Source organism: Achromobacter sp. 2789STDY5608621 (genome assembly GCF_001299375.1).
GTDB classification, from domain to species: Bacteria; Pseudomonadota; Gammaproteobacteria; order Burkholderiales; family Burkholderiaceae_B; genus Achromobacter; species Achromobacter insuavis.
On sequence record NZ_CYTU01000007.1, the window covers coordinates 1 to 16,695 of the forward strand.

The window sequence follows — 16,695 nt, forward strand, 5'->3', positions numbered from 1 at the left end:
TCGGGGCGGCGGGGGCGGCAGCCTGGGGGGCGGGGGGCGCCTGCGTGCCGCCGCCCAGCGCGGCGTACAGGCCGACCCGGGCCGACAGCAGCGCGCGGCGCGTCTGCACCAGCGTCTGCTGGGCCGCCAGCAGGTCGCGTTGGGCGTCCAGCACTTCCAGGTAGGGCGAGGCGCCATGGTCGTAGCGCAGCTTGGCCAGGCGCGCGCGCTCGGCCTGCGCGGCGACGGTGGCGCGCAGCACCTGCACCTGTTCGGCCAGCCAGCGGCGCGCCGACAGCGCGTCGGCGACATCCTTGAACGCGCTCTGGATGGCGCGTTCGTAGCCGGCCACGGCCTGGTCGCGGCGCACTTCGGCCAGGTCCAGGTTGGCGCCGCGGCGGCCGGCGTCGAAGATCGGCAGGTCGATGCTGGGCGCGAAATTCCAGGCGCGGCTGCCGCTGCCGAACAGGCCGTCCAGTTCGGCGCTGGCGGTGCCGAAGGCGCCGGTCAGCGTGATGCGCGGGAAGAAGGCGGCGCGGGCCGCGCCGATGTTGGCATTGGCCGCGCGCAGCTGGTGTTCGGCCGCGACGATGTCGGGGCGGTTCGCCAGCAGGTCCGAGGGCAGGCCGGCGGGCAGGTCGCGCATCACGCTGTCGTCATCCAGGCCGGCTTGCGGCAGCGGCAGCGCCAGCGGCTTGCCGGTCAGCAGCTCCAGCGCGTGGGCCTGGGTGGCGCGTTCGCGCTCCAGATCGGCGCCGAGCGCCCGGGCCTGCTGCCACAGGGTCTCGACCTGGGTCAGGTCCAGCTTCGAGATCGAACCGACTTCGTAGCGGCGGCGGAAGATGCGCAGCGATTCCTCGCGCGAGGCGATGGTCTCGCGCGTCAGCGCCAGGCGTTCGTCCAGTTCGCGCAGCGACAGGTAGCCGTCGGCCACCTGCGCCACCAGGCTCAGCGTGGCGGCCTCGGCGGCGGCGTCGGACGCCAGGTAGTTTTCCAGCGCGGCGTCCTTCAGGCTGCGCACGCGGCCCCAGAAATCGAGTTCCCAGGTCGCCATGCCCAGGCCTACCTGGTATTGGCTGGCCACTTGCGGCTGGCCGGTCAGGTTCAGGTCGCCGGGGGTGCGGCCGCGGGTGCCGTCGGCCTGCGCGCCAAGGGTGGGGAACTGGTCGGCGCGCTGGATGCCGTAGAGCGCGCGCGCTTCCTCGACCCGCAAGAGCGCCGTGCGCAGGTCGCGGTTGTACGCCAGCGCGTCGGTGATGAGACCCTGCAGCACCGGGTCGGCGAAGTAGTCGCGCCAGCCGATGCGGGCCGCGTCGCGCGTGGCGGTGTCGGCGCCGGCCTGCTCCGGGTAGGCGGCGGCCACCGGCAGGTCGGGACGCGCATAGGGCGGGGCCATGGACACGCAACCCTGCGCCAGCAGCACGGCCAGGACGGCCGGCGCCAATCGGGCGGCGCGCCAGGGCGGAAGGGGACGGCGGGTCATGACTCATTTCTCCATTACGTAGACGCCGGGCGCTTCGCCCAGCGGGGGATAGCCCTTGCGCGCGGCGCCCAGTGCGGGCGGCCTGGCGGGCGGGCCGGACAGCGCATCGAGCCAGGCGCGCCAATGCGGCCACCAGGAGCCCGCGTGCGCGGTCGCCGCCGCCAGCCAGTCGTCGGGCGCGAGCGCCGCGTCGCCGGCCGGCCGCAGCAGGCTGCGGAAACGCCGGCGCGGATGGCCGGGTTCACTGACGATGCCGGCGTTGTGGCCGCCGCTGGTCAGCACGAAGGTCAGCGGCGCGGGCGACAGGTCGTGCAGCTTGTAGACCGAACGCCATGGCGCCACGTGGTCGGTCTCGGTGCCGACGCAGAACGTCGGCAGGGTCAGGTCGCGCAGCTGCACCGCGCGGCCCTCCACCGGGTAGCGGCCCGCGGCCAGGTCGTTGTCCAGGAACAGGCGGCGCAGGTATTCGCCATGCATGCGCGCCGGCATGCGGGTGGCGTCGGCGTTCCAGGCCTGCAGGTCGGTCATGGGGCGGCGCTGGCCCAGCAGGTATTCCGAGGTCATGCGCGACCACACCAGCTGCTGCGAGCGCAGCAGCTGGAACGCGCCGCTCATCTGCTGCGCCGGGAAGTAGCCCAGCGCCGCCATCTGCGCTTCCAGCAGCGCGACCTGGAACGGGTCGATGAACAGCCCCAGTTCGCCGGGTTCGCTGAAATCGGTCTGCGCCGCCAGCAGCGTCAGGCTGGCCAGGCGCCGGTCGCCGTCGCGCGCCATGGCGCTGGCGGCCATCGCCAGCAGCGTGCCGCCCAGGCAGTAGCCCATCGCATGCACGGCCGCGCCGGGGACGATCGCCTCGATCGCCGCCAGCGGCTCGCGCACGCCCAGGCGCAGATAGTCGTCCATGCCCAGGTCGCGCTCGGCCGCCGTGGGGTTCTTCCAGGACACGCAGAACACCGTGTAGCCCTGGCCGACCAGATAGGCGATCAGCGAATTGTGGGGCGACAGGTCCAGGATGTAGTACTTCATGATCCAGGCCGGCACGATGAAGATCGGCTCGGGCCGGGTGCGGGCGGTCGTGGGGCGGTACTGGATCAGCTCGGCCAGCGGGTTGCGCAGCACCACCTGGCCGGGCGTCGTCGCCACTTCGTGGCCGGGGCGGAAATGTTCGGCGTCGGCCGGCGGCAGGCCGCCCAGCTGGCGCAGGCCGTCCTCCCAGGCATGGCGCGCGCCGCGCAGCAGATTGGCCCCGCCCTCGCGGACGGTCTGGCGCAGCACTAGCGGATTGGCGCAGGGAATATTGTCGGGGGCCAGCGGCTCCAGCCACTGGCGCGCCGCGAAGGCCGCCAGCGCGCGTTGATGGTCATCGGCCAGGGGCAGGGCGCGGGCAAACGCGTCCCAGCCGCGCTGGGCCTGCAGAAAGCCCTGCGACCACAGCGCATAGGGCCACTGCCGCCAGGCGTCGTCATCGAACCGGCCTGCGTGCGCCGCAACCTGCTGGGGGACTGGCGGGGGCTTGTTCGGCATGATGGCTCCGAGGCGCACAGGCGGCGGGAGTGCCGCGGGTGGGGGGCGGATCGTCGCGCAACCGGGCTTGTGGCTCGGCGTCGGACAGATCCGACCTCGTAACCATTGTGCCGCCGTCGTCCTGCGCAATCCTTGATCAAAATCAAGTTAGCGACTGACTGGTCGGTTTTTAATGGATGCGTTGGCCGGTGGCGACACCGCGCGCCAATTCGCACAGGGAGCAGTGGTGATGAGCACGCAACGTCAGCGTCTCCCCCCAACCGTGCGCGTCGGGCAGATCCTCGACGCCGCGCTGCAGGAATTCTCGGCCGCCGGCTATGCCGGCGCCCGGATGGACGACATCGCCGCCCGCGCCGGCCTGTCCAAGGGCGGCCTGTACGCGCATTTCGCCAGCAAGGAAGAGGTGTTCGAGGCGCTGCTGGCGCGCTACCTGAGTCCGCCCCGGCTGGACGCCCGCGCCCTGGTCGAGGGCTCGGCCACGCCCCGGCACCTGGCCGAACGCCTCGTCAACCACCTGCACGCCAGCCTGGCCAATCCGGCCATGATCACCGCCATGCGCCTGCTGCTGGCCGAAAGCGGCCGCGTGCCGCACCTGGCGCGGCGCTGGCGCCAGGACACCGCCGACGCCCACCAGGCCGATATCGCCCACCTGCTGCAACTGGCGCGCGAGCGCGGCCTGTGCGGCGACGGCGCCGCGCTGCGCCATCCGTGGCTGCTGCTGTCGCCGGTGGTCCACGCCATCTTCATGGCGATCCTGCTGGGGCCGGACGAGCGCCTGAACCTGCCGGAACGGCGCGAGGCCCACGTGGCGCTGATCTGTGGGTTGCTGTAGTGGCGGTCCGGGTGACCGGCCGGATGCGCGGCGCCGCGCCGCCCTGTATCCTTGCGTAACTCCCCAACGACTGAAGCTGCGAGGACCATGTGCCTACCTCCGGAATGACGGTTCGCGTGCCGTCCTGGCGCTATTTCCCCGTGGCCCTGGCCCTGGTGTTGCCCGTGCTCGCCTGCGTCGCCTGGACCTGGCTGCACGCGCAGCGCAGCGAACGCGCCGACGCGGCCACGGCGGCCCAGATCGTGCGGGTCCAGACCGAGCAGATACTGGCGCGCGCGCTGGACATCCTGCCGCGGGTCACCGACCTGGCGGCCAGATCCTGCGAGGAGGCGCGTCCCGACTTGTACCGCTGGGGCACGCTCAATCCCTATTTCCGTTCCCTGCTGCTGGTCGAGCGCACGCACATCTACTGTTCGTCCGCGCTGGGCGAGGTGGACTACGACTCCGGCGTGTTCCATCGCTGGCCCGTCGGCACGCCGCCGACGCAATGGTTCACCAGCGTGGCCGGCACGCCGCTGGCGCCGGACCGGCCGGCCCTGTTGCTGGGCATGGCCGGCGGCGACGGCCGCGGCGGCGTGGTGGTGGTGGACGGCCGCTATGTGCAGGACGTGCTCAACGCGGTCTCGTCGCTGGGCGCTTATCAAGTGGAGGTCAGGCTGGGCAATGGCGCGCCGATCCACAACGATGGCTGGTCGGCGGCGGGGCTCGAGCAGATGGCCGGATCGACGCATTCGGTCGCCGGGCGCGGCGATCTCGCCATCCGCGTGATGGCGCCGCCCGAGGCGGTGGTGCGCGCCTGGCAGCAATTGCTGGTGGGATATCTGCCGGTGGCCCTGCTGTGCGGCGCGTTGCTGGCGTTCGGCGCCTATCGCCTGCAGGTGAGCCGGCAATCGTTCAAGGAACAACTGCGCCGCGCGATGGCGGCCGACGAATTCCACGTCGAATACCAGCCGGTGTACGGCAACCGCACCGGCCGCTGCGAAGGCGTCGAGGCGTTGATGCGCTGGACCCGGCCGGGCGTGGGCCCGGTGCGGCCGGACATCTTCATCGCGGCGGCAGAGGCCGACAACATGATCGTGCCGCTGACGCAGCACCTGCTCAAGCTGATCCAGCGCGACATGCAGGGCTGGGCCACGCCGCCGGATTTCCACATCGCCGTGAACGTGGCGCCGGAACACCTGTCCTGCCCCGCGCTGGTGGAGGACGTGCAGGCCTTCCGGAGCGCCATCCGGCCGTCGCTGATGGTGCTGGAGATCACCGAGCGCAGCCTGATCTCGGACAGCGGCCAGGCCCGCAGGAACATCGACACGCTGCGCGAACAGGGCGTGTTCGTGGCCATCGACGATTTCGGCACGGGGCATTGTTCGCTGTCGTACCTGCAGAAATTCCCGGTCGACTATCTCAAGATCGACAAGGGGTTCGTGCAGGCCATCGAGCCCGGCGGCGAGGAAACGCCCGTGCTCGACGTGATCATCACGCTGTCGCACCGGCTGGGCCTGGCCGTGGTGGCCGAGGGCGTCGAGATGCCGGAGCAGTTCACCTACCTGACGGCGCGCGGCGTGGCCTTCATCCAGGGCTACCTGTTCGCGAGGCCGATGCGTTCGGCCGACTTTGTCCGCTGGTACGCCGAGAACGCGGCGCGGCCGCCGGTGGCGGATGCGGGCGCGCCGGAACCCGCGTGACGCGCGCTAGCTCCAGCAGATGCGGGGCGCCTCGCGCGGCGACGGGAACGACAGGCGCGGCAGGTTCAACAGCGAAAAGCGATGGCTCAGCGACCAGACGGCGGCGACGCGCGGCGACTGCGCGTCGTCGTCGCCGCGGCAGGCCGACGCCGGCGCACAGTCGCCGCAGGCATCCGGCAGGGCCAGCGAGGCAAGCAGCAGCGCGACGAGTAGCGAGGCGAGCGCGAGGGCAAGCCGCATGATTTACCTCTTGGGATAAAAAAATTATTGTTTTACGATAATTTGTTGCTACACTACAGCAACTTTATGACCCTCGCAACGTGTTCTGGAGACCCCCGTGGCTGCAGCGCTGACACCCCCTACCGCCCAGCAGAAGGCCCCTGCCAGGCAGGCCCGCAACCGGCTTGAACGCATTCGCGGCCTGTCCCGCTGGATGCGCGGCCTGCTCATCGCCGCGGCGGTGCTGCTGGTCGCCGCGATGATCGGCATGTGGTTCTTCACGTCCGAGGCGGTGCTGGCTCGCGGCATCTATTCGTTCCTGGGCGTGACGCCGTCGCCCACGCCGACCGATGGCGAGACCCTGCGCATCAGCCTGTCGCCGACGTTGAACGCGCCGCGCCTGCAACTGGGCTTCGGCTACCGCGTGCTGGGCTTCGCGCTGTTCGGCGTGCTCGCCGGCCTGGCGCTGCGGGGCATCGCGCATGCCTACGCCATGTTCACCGACTTCGGTCGCGGCGACGTGCTCACCGTCGCCACCGCGCGCCGCCTGCGCGGCATCGCCGCGCTGGTCACGGCCTTCAGCGTGGCGGTGCCGGTGTTGAAGACCGTGCTGGTGCTGGCCCTGACGCTGGCCAACGGGCCGGGCGGGCGGCACATGCTGATCGACATCGACGTCAGCGACATCCTGCTGGCCCTGCTGGGCGGTCTGCTGTTCTCGCTGGCCTGGGCCATGGAAGAGGCGGCCCATGTCGCCGAAGAGAACCGGGGATTCATCTGATGGCCATCGTCGTAAGGCTGGATGTGATGCTGGCGCAGCGCAAGATGAAGGCGCGCCAGCTGGCCCAGGAGATCGGCATCACCGAGCCGAACCTGTCGTTGCTCAAGTCGGGCAAGGTCAAGGGCATGCGCTTCGACACGCTGGAACGCATCTGCGAAGTGCTGCAATGCCAGCCTGGCGACCTGCTCGAGTACCAGCCCGGCGCGCCGCCGGACGACGTCGGCGCCGACTGACCGGACCCTCCCGATTTTTCACCGCCCGGCGCGCGGGGGCCACCCGCGCGCAGGATTCCCCACGTCCCTTTGATGGATGCCTGTCGTCATGCCTGTCCTGTTTGCGATTGCCCGCGCCGCGCCGCGCGTCGTTTCCCTGCTGGCCTGCGCCGTGCCATTGGCCGCCTGCGCGCCCACCGCGCTGGCGCCCGGCGCCGCCGCCAACGTGCGCATCACCCATAACGAGCCCGGCAAGGACTGTGCGTTCCTGGGCGATGTCACCGGCAGCCAGGGCAACTTCCTGGCGGGAGCGATCACCTCCAACGCCGACCTGGAGACGGGCGCGCGCAATGACCTGAAGAACCGCGCCGCGGCGCTGGGGGGGAATGTGGTCTACCTGCTGACGCAGCGCGCCGGGCAGACGGGCGGCAAGGACCACCAGGAACAGACCAACGTCACGCTGTCGGGCAACGTCTATCGTTGCGGCTAGCGCGTAGGGGAAGGGGCTGGCGCGGCCAGCAACCGCGCCATCGCCGCGGCGGGCGGCCTCAGCCGGCCTTGGTCTGCGGCGTGGCCTTGGCGAAGAACAGCTCGGTGATCGACTGGCTGTCCAGCGGCTCGCCGTTGATGGCGCGGGTCAGCAGTTCGGCGCCGAGCAATTGCACCGAGAACACCAGGTCCGGCTGCACCCGGCGGATCTTCTCCAGGTGCTTGCTGGTGTTGACCAGCGCCACCGTCTTGGCGCCGTCGTCGCCGGTGGCCTCCTTGGCGGCCAGCACGATGAAGGCGTTCTCGGCGTCGTCCTCGCGCAGCGCCAGCACATAGCGCGCGCGGGCCACGCCCGCGCTGCGCAGCACCTCGACGCTGGACGGATCGCCCTCGATCAGGTCGGTGGCGGCCGGGTATTCCTGCGGCACGCCGGCCGGCACGATGACCGTGACCTCGTCGCCCCGGCGGCGCAGGCCGTCGTAGACGCTCATGGCCAGGGGCGTGGCGCCGGCGATGATGATGTGGTTCTTTCTCATGGCGTTGGAAAACCGGCCCTTGACCAGCCGTTTCAGGTTGCCGCCGATCACCGGGCCGGCGATCGCGCTGATGGAGGTGGCGAAGACGGTGATGCCAAGGATGATAATCGACGCGGTGAACAGCCGCGCCGCGTTGCTGTGCGGCGTGATGTCGCCATAGCCCACCGTCGACATCGAGACGATCGAGAAATACAGCGCGGTCGCCGCGTCCTTGATCGGCGGATTGAATTCATCGCCCAGGTAGAGCGTGCCGAAGACCGCGTAGATCAACAGCGATACGATGCTGACCAGCGCGAACAGCGAGCCCGCGGTGACGCTGGCGCGGTCGAAGCGGCGCCAGTACGCGATCAGTGCGACCACCAGCACCAGGGTATAGATGCCCAGCCCGGCGCGTCCGCCGTCGCCCAGGATGGCGAAGGTGCCGATACCGATCAGCAGCACCAGCGAGAAGGCCCAGGCGATGCGCGCCTTCAGGATCAGCCCGAGCGCGATGATCTGCAGGCCCACGCCCAGCACCAGCCGCGGGATCTCCAGCAGGCCGACCACCTGCATCACGTCATGCCAGTTGTCGAGCGCGAGCCAGAAGGAATACTCGCGGGCGCGCACTTCGCGCAGCACCGGATGCATGAAGGCATACCCATCCAGCGCCACCAGGATGGCGAGGCACCAGTTGGGCGGAACGAGGGCGATGGTGCGGCGCAATCGGCGCGCGGCGCGGGTCAGCAGAGAGGGCATGGCGGGGGCGTCCTTTGGCAGCATTCTATCGGCCCCCATGCATGGCTTGCTATATCCAATATGTATAGAAGGCTATCAACAAAGAATTACTTGAATTGCGGCCGACGTCCTAAACTTCCTTCATCACGCGGCTATCCGAAAGGAACGCCGCTGATACGGGCGACAAGCCCGCCAGCTGCTAGGGCGGACGAAATCCCCGGGCGTTAATCACGCTGCAGCTTGGGCGGGGACTAGAGACCCCAACCGGGCTCACGGCTAGCCCGTGCGTGAGTTGTACGAGGCACGAATGTTGGAATCGCGTGATCTAGGTAGAAGGCATCAGTGCCGGCTGATGACTCCAGGCTCACGTGTTGTTTTAGCGCGGCGTCTTACCTTCGGGGCAGCGCCGCGTTTTTTTCGCCTGGCGCCAGCCTCCTGGCCCGTAGCGTATCAGTAAGAGGGCGCGTTCGCATCCAGCGTATAGCGGCGCCAGTCTCCCTGTCCTTCCGGACGACCTTCCTCTCCCCCCTCCCGCGGTTCCAGTTCCAGCGTGATGTCCGCCGCGAACATATAGCCCCAGCCATGCACGGCGCGGATCGGCAGCGTCATGTGATGGGCGGCTGCCTTGCGCCGCAGCCGGCTGATCATCACGTCGACGAAGCGGCGCCGCGTGATGGCGCCGTCGGCGTCCTCGGCGCCGTCCGGGTAGAACGCATCGCGGCTGACCTTGCGGTCCGGCGCGTTCACCAGCCGGGTCAGGAAATCGCGCTCTCCCGTGGTCAGGCCGAGGCTGTAGCCTCTCGGGCTGATCAGCGTCCAGCCCTTGTTGACCAGCCGCCAGGCTTCCTGCTGCGGCTCGTCGGCCGCGCCGTCGGCCATCTGGTCGGACATGTCCAGGCCCACCGCGCGCCGCACCAGCGCCTGCAGCACGGCCGCCAGCTCCAGCCCGGTGACATCGGGCGGCAGGCAGGCATCGGCGCCACAGAGCAGAGTGCGGATGCGGTTCTCTTCATTGCCGAAAGGCGCGATGGCGACGATGCCCAGGCCGCGATCGATGGCGCGCAGCCGCACCGCGGCATTGTGGATGTCGGGCAGCGGCGCTTCCAGGATGACCAACGGGCTGGGGCGGCGGGAATAGCGGTCGTAGACGTCGGCCAGGTCATGGCAGCGGCGCACGCTGAATCCGAGGTGGGACAGGGCTTCGACCAGCCGGGCGTGCCTGGCGTCCTCCAGGCCGAGAAAGATGACATCCAGCGTATTGTTCATGGATGCCCGCCTGCGCCTGCGTTGCGTGTCATGCCCCTCTCCCTCTGCTGCGCCATGATGTGGCGGCATCTGGCGATGTTGTCTGGTGGCGGGCGAAGGTCTGAACTGTTGATCCGTGCCGGGGCCACGGCCCGCTGAGGCTACGGTCGGGGTCTGGGACGGCGCCTGGCGCAAGCGCGTTGCGCTCTGGCCGCCGATGATCCGATTCCGCATGGAAGTCACGCCCGTGTTTCATTTAAACACGGGCGTGTTTTTTTGTGAAGATACGTTTCTGTAGTTTCTGCTGGTAACACGGGCTTCGGCGCATATCCGTCCGAAGCGCTTGAAACACTGTTTGTTTATGCAGTTGCGACAATAAAATATTAAGTATTACCGATACATTATTTTCTATTTTTAATCGCCGAATGCCCATAAACTCGGGCCGGCCTTAATGCCCGGCCTGGCGCTTGCGGACCTTGGAGGAGGGAGGCGGGGCCGGTCCAGGCGCATGGACGCAAGCCGATGATAGCAAGGGGTTTTTTCGATTCCCCGCAGCTCCCGGCGCTGGCCGGGGACGGCGTGCCGACACGGGCCGGAGCGGGCCCGCGATTTACGGATTAGCCCCGGAATTGGGGTGTAATCCGTTTATTTGGCGGCAGTATTGAGATGTTTTAATCAAATAAATAAATTCATATTAATGTCTCAGGTTGATCGATTGGACACGTTTAGCCATCGTCTGCGCAATGCAAGAATGCTTCAGGGATGGACACAGAAAGACTTGGCAGTCGCGAGCAACCTGTCGCAAAGCGCTATCGGCAACTATGAGAGCGGCCAACGTCTGCAGCCTTCCAGCGACGCGCTCATCAAGCTGACCCGGGCACTGCGGGTCAATCCCATGTGGCTCAGCACCGGCGAAGGGCCGATGCTCAACCCCGCTTATGCCGAGCCTGCCACGAACGCGAGCGACCGTCCCGAGCAGCCGCCCTGGCCGTTCGAAACGGTGTCGTACGCCACCTATGCGCGCCTGAGCCAACAGGAAAAGCGCCAGATCGAACAGGTGCTGGCGGCCTACATCAAGGCGCGCGGCGAATAGTCCCCACGGCGGCGGATGCGGCGGCTCGTTGCCGCGGCGCCTTCCTGCGCGACGCATCGGGCGCGGCCGCCGTGCCCGTGTCCGTGTCCGCCGGCGGCGGGGCCGCGCGCAGGCGCCGGCGCAGGCGTTCCACCGGATCGGCGATCAGGCTGTTGAGCAACGCGGCAAAGCCGATACAGCCCGCCACCACCAGGGCCGTGAACATGGCCGGCTGGCGCAGCTGGGTGCCGTCGAGCAGCCAGCCGAAGAACAGGATGACCAGCGCGTGGCAGATGTAGATCGGGTAGCTCAGCTCGCCGATGATCTTGTCCAGCCGGTGGCGCGACTGGAACAGGAAGGCCAGCGGCAGCAGCGCCGCGAACAGCAGCACCGCCAGGCCGTCGCGCAGCGTGTGCGGCAGGCCGATGGAAAAATGGACCAGCACGTACAGCGCCAGCAGGCCGGTGCCCAGTTCGGGCAGCCAGGCGGCGCGCCGGCTCCATGCCTGCCAACGCGGCAGCAGCACCTGGTGCGACAGGGATCCCGCCAGGAACAGCGCCAGTTCGGTGGGGAAGAAGCGGTAGGTCCAGGGATCGCTCAGGCCGATGCCGCTGGCGATCAGCACCGCGCGCAGCGCCAGCGATGCCGCCAGCAGGACCAGCAGGCGCCGCGGCGAATGCAGCACGAAGGGAGCGATCAGGTAGAAACTCATTTCGACGCCCAGCGTCCAGGCCTGCGGCACCAGCAGGCCCTGGTACAGCGGCACGTCGCTGCGCGCGAAGCTGCCAGTGAAGGCCAGCGCGCCCTGGTCGATGCCGAAGAACATCAGCCAGTCCTGCCCCAAGATCAGCAGGTTCGACAGCGCCAGGAACAGCGTGGCGGCCAGCGGCAGGCCGTCGTAGACGCGCCAGAACGCGGCGCCGCCGCCGATGTAGGCCAGCAGCGTCAGCGCGGCCACGGCCAGGTAGACCGGGTACAGGCGCAGCGCGCGGTTGGCGTAGAACCTGCCGGGCGCGCCGCGGTAGTGGTCGGTGGCCGTCAGCACATAGGAGATCAGGAAACCCGAGATCACGTAGAAAAGCTGCACCGCCAGGCGTCCGCCCACCAGCCAGTCGGTCGTGCCGCCGCCCAGGTGATCCAGCACGACGGACAGCGCCAGCAAAGTTCTCAGCATGCCCATCGCCGTGTCTCCGGAAAGGATGGATCTGCCCGGTTCCACGGCCGGTCTGCGCCGGCGGGGCGGAAGGGGTCAGTCGATTCTGCGCGTGGCGCGGGCGCGCCGCCATGCGGCATTCGATGCAGGCCCCCCTGCGCCCGGCGTAACGCATACGGGGCGGCGTGCAGCTTTCGGATTCGGCTGTCGGGGGGAGGCACGGGACGTGCGGGTCCCATGGCGGTTACAGTCGGGGGTGTGTCTTTTCAGGAGTGCTGTCCATGTTTACTTCCCTGTCTTCGCGTTGCCGCCTGCTTGGCATCGGGGTGCTGGCCGTGGCGCTGGCCGGCTGCGCCGGGTCGACCGGGGGCGCGCGCGCCCAGGGCGCCGCGGCCGCCAACGCCGCCAGCAGCGCCGACTCGCTGGCCCAGACCAGCTGGGAACTGGTGCGCTGGACACGCGCTGGCGGCGCCTTGCGCGACATTCCGCATGGCGACAACGGCGAGCCGATCCGCCTGACCTTCCTGGCGCAGGGCAAGCTGTACCGCGCCGAGGGCTTTTCCGGCTGCAATGAATACAAGGGCACGTACAAATTGCAGGCCGGCAAGCTGTCCATCGACGCGCCCGCCTCCACCCGCATGGCCTGCGTGCCGGCCCCGCGCGCCGAGCTGGAAAACGACTATCTGCGCGGCCTGACCGCGATCGACACGTTCACGCTGGACAGCGGTGGCGCGCCGCGCCACCTGACCTTCAACCTGCGCGGCGGCGACGTGCTGGAGTTCGAGCGCCGCCAGGATCCGCCCACGCCCTGAGCGTCGCGCCGCGCTTACAATGGGCGCTGCCCGAGCCCCCCGGCAAGCGTGCCGGCGGCGGGCCGTCTTTGTTTCTTGCGGGAGAGTTCCATGGCCTTGTCCACTTCCTGGCGCTGGATCGCGCCGTGCGCCCTGGCGTTGACGTTGGCGGCCTGCGCATCCCCGCCGCGCACCGCGGACGGGCGCGATCCCCGCTTCCAGCCGGCCGCGGCGTCGGACGTGCTGGCGCAGACCAGCTGGGACCTGGCGCGCTGGACCCGTCCGGGCGGCGCGCTGCGCTCGATCCCGCACCCGTCCTCGGGGTCGCGCCCGCTCACCATCGGCTTCATCCATGACCAGGGCGCCACGCGCGCCACGGGCTTCGCCGGCTGCAACACCTACAGCGCGCCCTACACGGTGGCCAACGGCCAGCTGATCATCCAGTCCAACCCGGTGGCGACGATGATGGCCTGCGCGCCCGTGAGCATGCAGCTCGAACAGGAATTCCTGGCCGGGCTGACGCGCATCACGGCCACCTCGTTCGACAACACCAACAATCCGCAGCGCATGACCTGGGCGCTGAGCAACGGCGATACGCTCGATTTCGGCCGCCGCACCGACCCCGTCGCGGGCGGGCAGGTGGGGCCGACCAAGCTGGTCTACGTCAATGCCGAACGCGTGCCGTGCAATGCCGGCGCCGGCCGCGCCATGTGCTACCAGGTGCGCGACAGCGCGGCGCAACCGTGGCAGCTCTGGTATGGCGAGATCACCGGCTTCAATTTCCAGCCGGGCATCCGCTACCGCCTGCGGGTGGTCGAGGTCCGGGATCCCAATCCGCCCGCCGACGCCTCGGGGCTGCGCTGGGTGCTGGATACGGTGGTGGAACAGGAAATCGTGCGGCGCTGAGCCGTCGCGTCCACGGCCGCGCTTGACCTGCGGCAAGCGGGCGGCGCGGCCCAGCGATTACTATTACGGGCTTCGCCGTTCCATCCCCGCTTTGCCATGTCTTCCGTCGTCAATATCGCTGCCTACAAATTCGTCTCGCTGGAGGCGCTGCCCGAGCTGCGCGCCCAGCTGCTGGCCGAGGCCGGGGCGGCCGGCCTGAAGGGCACCATCCTGCTGGCCGAGGAAGGCATCAACCTGTTCCTGGCGGGCACGGCAGACGGTATCGACGCCTTCCTGCGGGATCTGCGTGGCGACGCCCGCTTCGCCGACCTGGAAGTGAAGTTCAGCCACAGCGCGCAGGTGCCGTTCCGCAAGCTGCTGGTGAAGATCAAGCGCGAGATCATCCGCATGGACCACCCGACGATCCGGCCCGAGGCCGGCCGCGCGCCGGGTGTGGACGCGAAGACGCTGGCGCGCTGGCTGGCGCAGGGCGCCGACGACAATGGCCGTCCGGTGGTCATGCTGGATACGCGCAATGCCTTCGAAGTCGACGAAGGCACGTTCCGCGACGCCATCGACTGGCGCATCGACCGCTTCACGCAGTTCCCGGCGGCGGTGCAGGCGCACCGCGCCGAGCTGGAAGGCAAGACCGTGGTCAGTTTCTGCACCGGCGGCATCCGCTGCGAGAAGGCCGCGATCTACATGAACGAGGCCGGCATCGACAACGTCTATCAGCTCGACGGCGGCATCCTCAAGTACTTCGAGGAAACCGGCGGGCCGGGGTTCGACGGCAAGTGCTTCGTGTTCGACGAACGCATCTCGCTCGATCCGGCGCTGGCGCCGAGCCAGGACTGATCGCGGGCCCCGGCAGGCGCGCCCGGCGCGATACCGCCGTCAAGGTCTGCCTCAATGAAAAAGCCCGCCGATCGGCGGGCTTTTCATGGCGCGATTGTGAGGATCAGCGCACGCGCATGCCGGGCTTGGCGCCGGGGAACGGCTCCAGCACGTAGATGCCGGCGTCGACCGCCTCGTCGGCGTGGCTGGCGGCCAGCACCATGCCTTCGGAGACGCCGAACTTCATCTTGCGCGGCGCCAGGTTGGCGACCATGACGGTCAGCTTGCCGATCAGGTCCTCGGGCTGGTAGGCCGACTTGATGCCCGAGAAGACGTTGCGGTGGCGGCCTTCGCCCACGTCCAGCGTCAGGCGCAGCAGCTTGGTCGAGCCTTCGACGTGCTCGCAGTTGACGATCTGCGCGATGCGCAGGTCGACGCGGGCGAAGTCGTCGATCGAGATGGTCTCGGCCAGCGGCTCGCCGCCGGGGATCACGGCGGGGGCGGCGGGCGGCTCGAACAGGTCTTCCAGCATCTGCGGCTCGACGCGCTGCATCAGGTGCTTGAACGGCGCCACGCGCTGCGGCAGCACCGCGGCGTCGGCCCAGGTGAAGTCGGCGTCGGCGGCGAACAGTTCGCGCGCGACGCGCTCGGCCAGGGCCGGCAGCACCGGCGCCAGCATCACCGACAGGGCCTTGAAGCCGGCCAGCGAACGCGAGCAGATGTCCTGCAGCGCGGCCTTCTGCGCGTCGTCGGCGGTGGCGATGCCCTTGGCCAGCACCCACGGCTGGGCCGTGTCGAACGCCTGGTTGATGCGGTCGGCGTAGGCCATGATCTCGCGGATGGCGCGGTTGTACTCGCGCGCCTCGAAGGCGGCGCGGATCGACTCGGCCTGCGCGGCGTATTCGGCCGCCAGCGCGGCGGTGTCGCCCGAATAGGCCAGGGCGCCGTCGAAATGCTTGGTGATGAAACTGGCGGCGCGGCTGGCGATGTTGACGTACTTGCCGACCAGGTCGCTGTTGACGCGGGCGATGAAGTCCTCGGGGTTGAAGTCCATGTCTTCGACCCGGGCGTTCAGCTTGGCGGCAATGTAGTAGCGCATCCATTCGGCGTTCATGCCGAGTTCCAGGTAGCGCAGCGGCGAGATGCCGGTGCCGCGGCTTTTGGACATCTTTTCGCCGCTGACGGTGATGAAGCCGTGCACGTTGACCGCGTCCGGCGTCTTGCGGCCGGCGAACTTCAGCATCGCGGGCCAGAACAGCGCGTGGAAATAGACGATGTCCTTGCCGATGAAGTGGACCTGCTCGGTGCTGCCGGCCGGGTCGAGCAGGGCGTCGAAGTCCAGCCCTTTGACGGCGCAGTACGACTTGAGCGAGGCCAGGTAGCCCACCGGCGCGTCCAGCCAGACGTAGAAGTACTTGCCCGGCGCGTCCGGGATCTCGATGCCGAAATAGGGCGCATCGCGCGAGATGTCCCAGTCGCCGAGCTTGGCCTCGCCGTCCTCGGCGCCCAGCCATTCGCGGGTCTTGGCCAGCATTTCGGGCTGCAGGTGCTTGCCGCCGTTGGCGTTGCTGCCGGTGGTCCATTGCTGCAGGAATTCGACGCAGCGCGGGTCGGACAGCTTGAAGAAGAAGTGGTCCGACGACTTCAGCACCGGCGTGGCGCCGGTCAGGGCGGAATACGGATTGATCAGCTCGGTGGGCGCGTAGACCGCGCCGCAGACCTCGCAGGAATCGCCGTACTGGTCCTTGGCGTGGCACTTGGGGCATTCGCCCTTGATGTAGCGGTCGGCCAGGAACATGCCCTTGACCGGATCGTAGAACTGCTCGATGGAGCGGGTCTCGATCAGGCCCTGGGCCTTGAGCGCGCGATAGATGTCATGCGACAGCGCCACGTTCTCGGGCGAGTCGGTGGTGTGCCAGTGGTCGAAGCGGATGTGGAAGCCGTTCAGGTATTGCGGGCGCTCGGCGGCGTAGCGCGCCACCAGGGCCTGCGGCGTGATGCCTTCCTTCTCGGCCTTCAGCATGATCGGCGCGCCGTGCGCGTCGTCCGCACCCACGAAGTGCACCGTGTGGCCCGCCATTCGCATCGAACGAACCCAGATATCGGCCTGGATGTACTCCATGATGTGGCCGATGTGGAAAGATCCGTTGGCGTAGGGCAGCGCAGTGGTGACAAAAAGGGTGCGAGACATGGTTGTCGATAGAGGTTGAGGGGAAAAAGGGGTTGGCCGGCCATTTTAGGGCAATGGCGCGCAGGGGGCGGACGCG

At 68.7% G+C, this 16,695-nt stretch carries 16 protein-coding genes; 9 read left to right on the plus strand and 7 right to left on the minus strand.

The annotated features are described in order from the left end of the window. Both AOZ53_RS09840 and AOZ53_RS09845 read right to left on the minus strand, forming a co-directional pair. Positions 1 to 1,462 (minus strand): efflux transporter outer membrane subunit (locus AOZ53_RS09840; protein ID WP_054487653.1); only part of this gene is annotated, 1,462 nt, incomplete at its 3' end. 3 nt (positions 1,463 to 1,465) lie between these two features. Then, positions 1,466 to 2,986, minus strand: a complete 1,521-nt coding sequence (locus AOZ53_RS09845) for a PHA/PHB synthase family protein (RefSeq protein WP_054487655.1) — start codon at positions 2,984 to 2,986, stop codon at positions 1,466 to 1,468. Between the two features lie 229 nt (positions 2,987 to 3,215). On the opposite strand from AOZ53_RS09845, the gene AOZ53_RS09850 reads away from it, so the two are divergent. Both AOZ53_RS09850 and AOZ53_RS09855 read left to right on the plus strand, forming a co-directional pair. After that, positions 3,216 to 3,818 carry a TetR/AcrR family transcriptional regulator gene (locus AOZ53_RS09850; RefSeq protein ID WP_054429022.1) on the plus strand — a complete coding sequence of 201 codons (603 nt, stop codon included), beginning with the start codon at positions 3,216 to 3,218 and terminating at the stop codon, positions 3,816 to 3,818. 89 nt (positions 3,819 to 3,907) lie between these two features. Then, entirely contained in the window at positions 3,908 to 5,500 is a 1,593-nt protein-coding gene (locus tag AOZ53_RS09855) for an EAL domain-containing protein (protein ID WP_306670187.1), read from the plus strand. Positions 5,501 to 5,506: 6 nt separating this feature from the next. Here the strand turns inward: AOZ53_RS09855 and AOZ53_RS09860 are convergent, their stop codons facing one another. Next, positions 5,507 to 5,740, minus strand: coding sequence for a hypothetical protein (locus AOZ53_RS09860; protein ID WP_054487657.1), 234 nt, complete (start codon positions 5,738 to 5,740; stop codon positions 5,507 to 5,509). Positions 5,741 to 5,837: 97 nt separating this feature from the next. Here AOZ53_RS09860 and AOZ53_RS09865 point away from each other — a divergent pair, with 97 nt between their 5' ends. From AOZ53_RS09865 to AOZ53_RS09875, 3 genes are all read left to right on the plus strand, one after another. Further along, positions 5,838 to 6,497 carry a hypothetical protein gene (locus AOZ53_RS09865; protein ID WP_054487659.1) on the plus strand — a complete coding sequence of 220 codons (660 nt, stop codon included), beginning with the start codon at positions 5,838 to 5,840 and terminating at the stop codon, positions 6,495 to 6,497. Continuing rightward, the gene (locus tag AOZ53_RS09870; RefSeq protein ID WP_054487660.1) at positions 6,497 to 6,730 is read left to right on the plus strand and encodes a helix-turn-helix domain-containing protein; all 234 of its coding nucleotides are present in this window, start codon (positions 6,497 to 6,499) and stop codon (positions 6,728 to 6,730) included. The genes AOZ53_RS09865 and AOZ53_RS09870 overlap by 1 nt, the downstream gene beginning before the upstream one ends. A gap of 88 nt (positions 6,731 to 6,818) precedes the next feature. Continuing rightward, the gene (locus AOZ53_RS09875; protein WP_054429017.1) at positions 6,819 to 7,199 is read left to right on the plus strand and encodes a DUF4156 domain-containing protein; all 381 of its coding nucleotides are present in this window, start codon (positions 6,819 to 6,821) and stop codon (positions 7,197 to 7,199) included. 58 nt (positions 7,200 to 7,257) lie between these two features. Here the strand turns inward: AOZ53_RS09875 and kch are convergent, their stop codons facing one another. Both kch and AOZ53_RS09885 read right to left on the minus strand, forming a co-directional pair. After that, positions 7,258 to 8,457, minus strand: a complete 1,200-nt coding sequence (gene kch / locus AOZ53_RS09880) for a voltage-gated potassium channel protein (RefSeq protein ID WP_369816804.1) — start codon at positions 8,455 to 8,457, stop codon at positions 7,258 to 7,260. A 441-nt stretch (positions 8,458 to 8,898) separates the two neighbouring features. Further along, positions 8,899 to 9,714 carry a response regulator transcription factor gene (locus tag AOZ53_RS09885; RefSeq protein WP_054429016.1) on the minus strand — a complete coding sequence of 272 codons (816 nt, stop codon included), beginning with the start codon at positions 9,712 to 9,714 and terminating at the stop codon, positions 8,899 to 8,901. Between the two features lie 676 nt (positions 9,715 to 10,390). Here AOZ53_RS09885 and AOZ53_RS09890 point away from each other — a divergent pair. After that, on the plus strand, positions 10,391 to 10,786 hold the full coding sequence (locus AOZ53_RS09890) for a helix-turn-helix domain-containing protein (protein ID WP_082380346.1): 396 nt from the start codon (positions 10,391 to 10,393) through the stop codon (positions 10,784 to 10,786). On the opposite strand, the gene AOZ53_RS09895 is transcribed toward AOZ53_RS09890, so the two are convergent. Then, positions 10,767 to 11,939: an acyltransferase family protein gene (locus AOZ53_RS09895; RefSeq protein ID WP_342356478.1), complete on the minus strand. Its 1,173-nt coding sequence runs from the start codon at positions 11,937 to 11,939 to the stop codon at positions 10,767 to 10,769. The two genes, AOZ53_RS09890 and AOZ53_RS09895, sit on opposite strands and share 20 nt — an antisense overlap. A gap of 260 nt (positions 11,940 to 12,199) precedes the next feature. Between AOZ53_RS09895 and AOZ53_RS09900 the strand changes: the two genes are divergently transcribed. The 3 genes from AOZ53_RS09900 to AOZ53_RS09910 all read left to right on the plus strand — a co-directional run bounded on the left by AOZ53_RS09900 (position 12,200) and on the right by AOZ53_RS09910 (position 14,449). After that, positions 12,200 to 12,730, plus strand: a complete 531-nt coding sequence (locus AOZ53_RS09900) for an META domain-containing protein (protein ID WP_054487664.1) — start codon at positions 12,200 to 12,202, stop codon at positions 12,728 to 12,730. A gap of 90 nt (positions 12,731 to 12,820) precedes the next feature. Further along, positions 12,821 to 13,615 (plus strand): META and DUF4377 domain-containing protein, encoded by a 795-nt coding sequence (locus AOZ53_RS09905; protein ID WP_054429012.1) that lies wholly within the window; start codon positions 12,821 to 12,823, stop codon positions 13,613 to 13,615. 96 nt (positions 13,616 to 13,711) lie between these two features. Further along, on the plus strand, positions 13,712 to 14,449 hold the full coding sequence (locus AOZ53_RS09910) for a sulfurtransferase (RefSeq protein WP_054429011.1): 738 nt from the start codon (positions 13,712 to 13,714) through the stop codon (positions 14,447 to 14,449). A gap of 103 nt (positions 14,450 to 14,552) precedes the next feature. On the opposite strand, the gene metG is transcribed toward AOZ53_RS09910, so the two are convergent. After that, on the minus strand, positions 14,553 to 16,619 hold the full coding sequence (gene metG, locus AOZ53_RS09915; RefSeq protein WP_054429010.1) for a methionine--tRNA ligase: 2,067 nt from the start codon (positions 16,617 to 16,619) through the stop codon (positions 14,553 to 14,555). Positions 16,620 to 16,695: the final 76 nt, after the last annotated feature.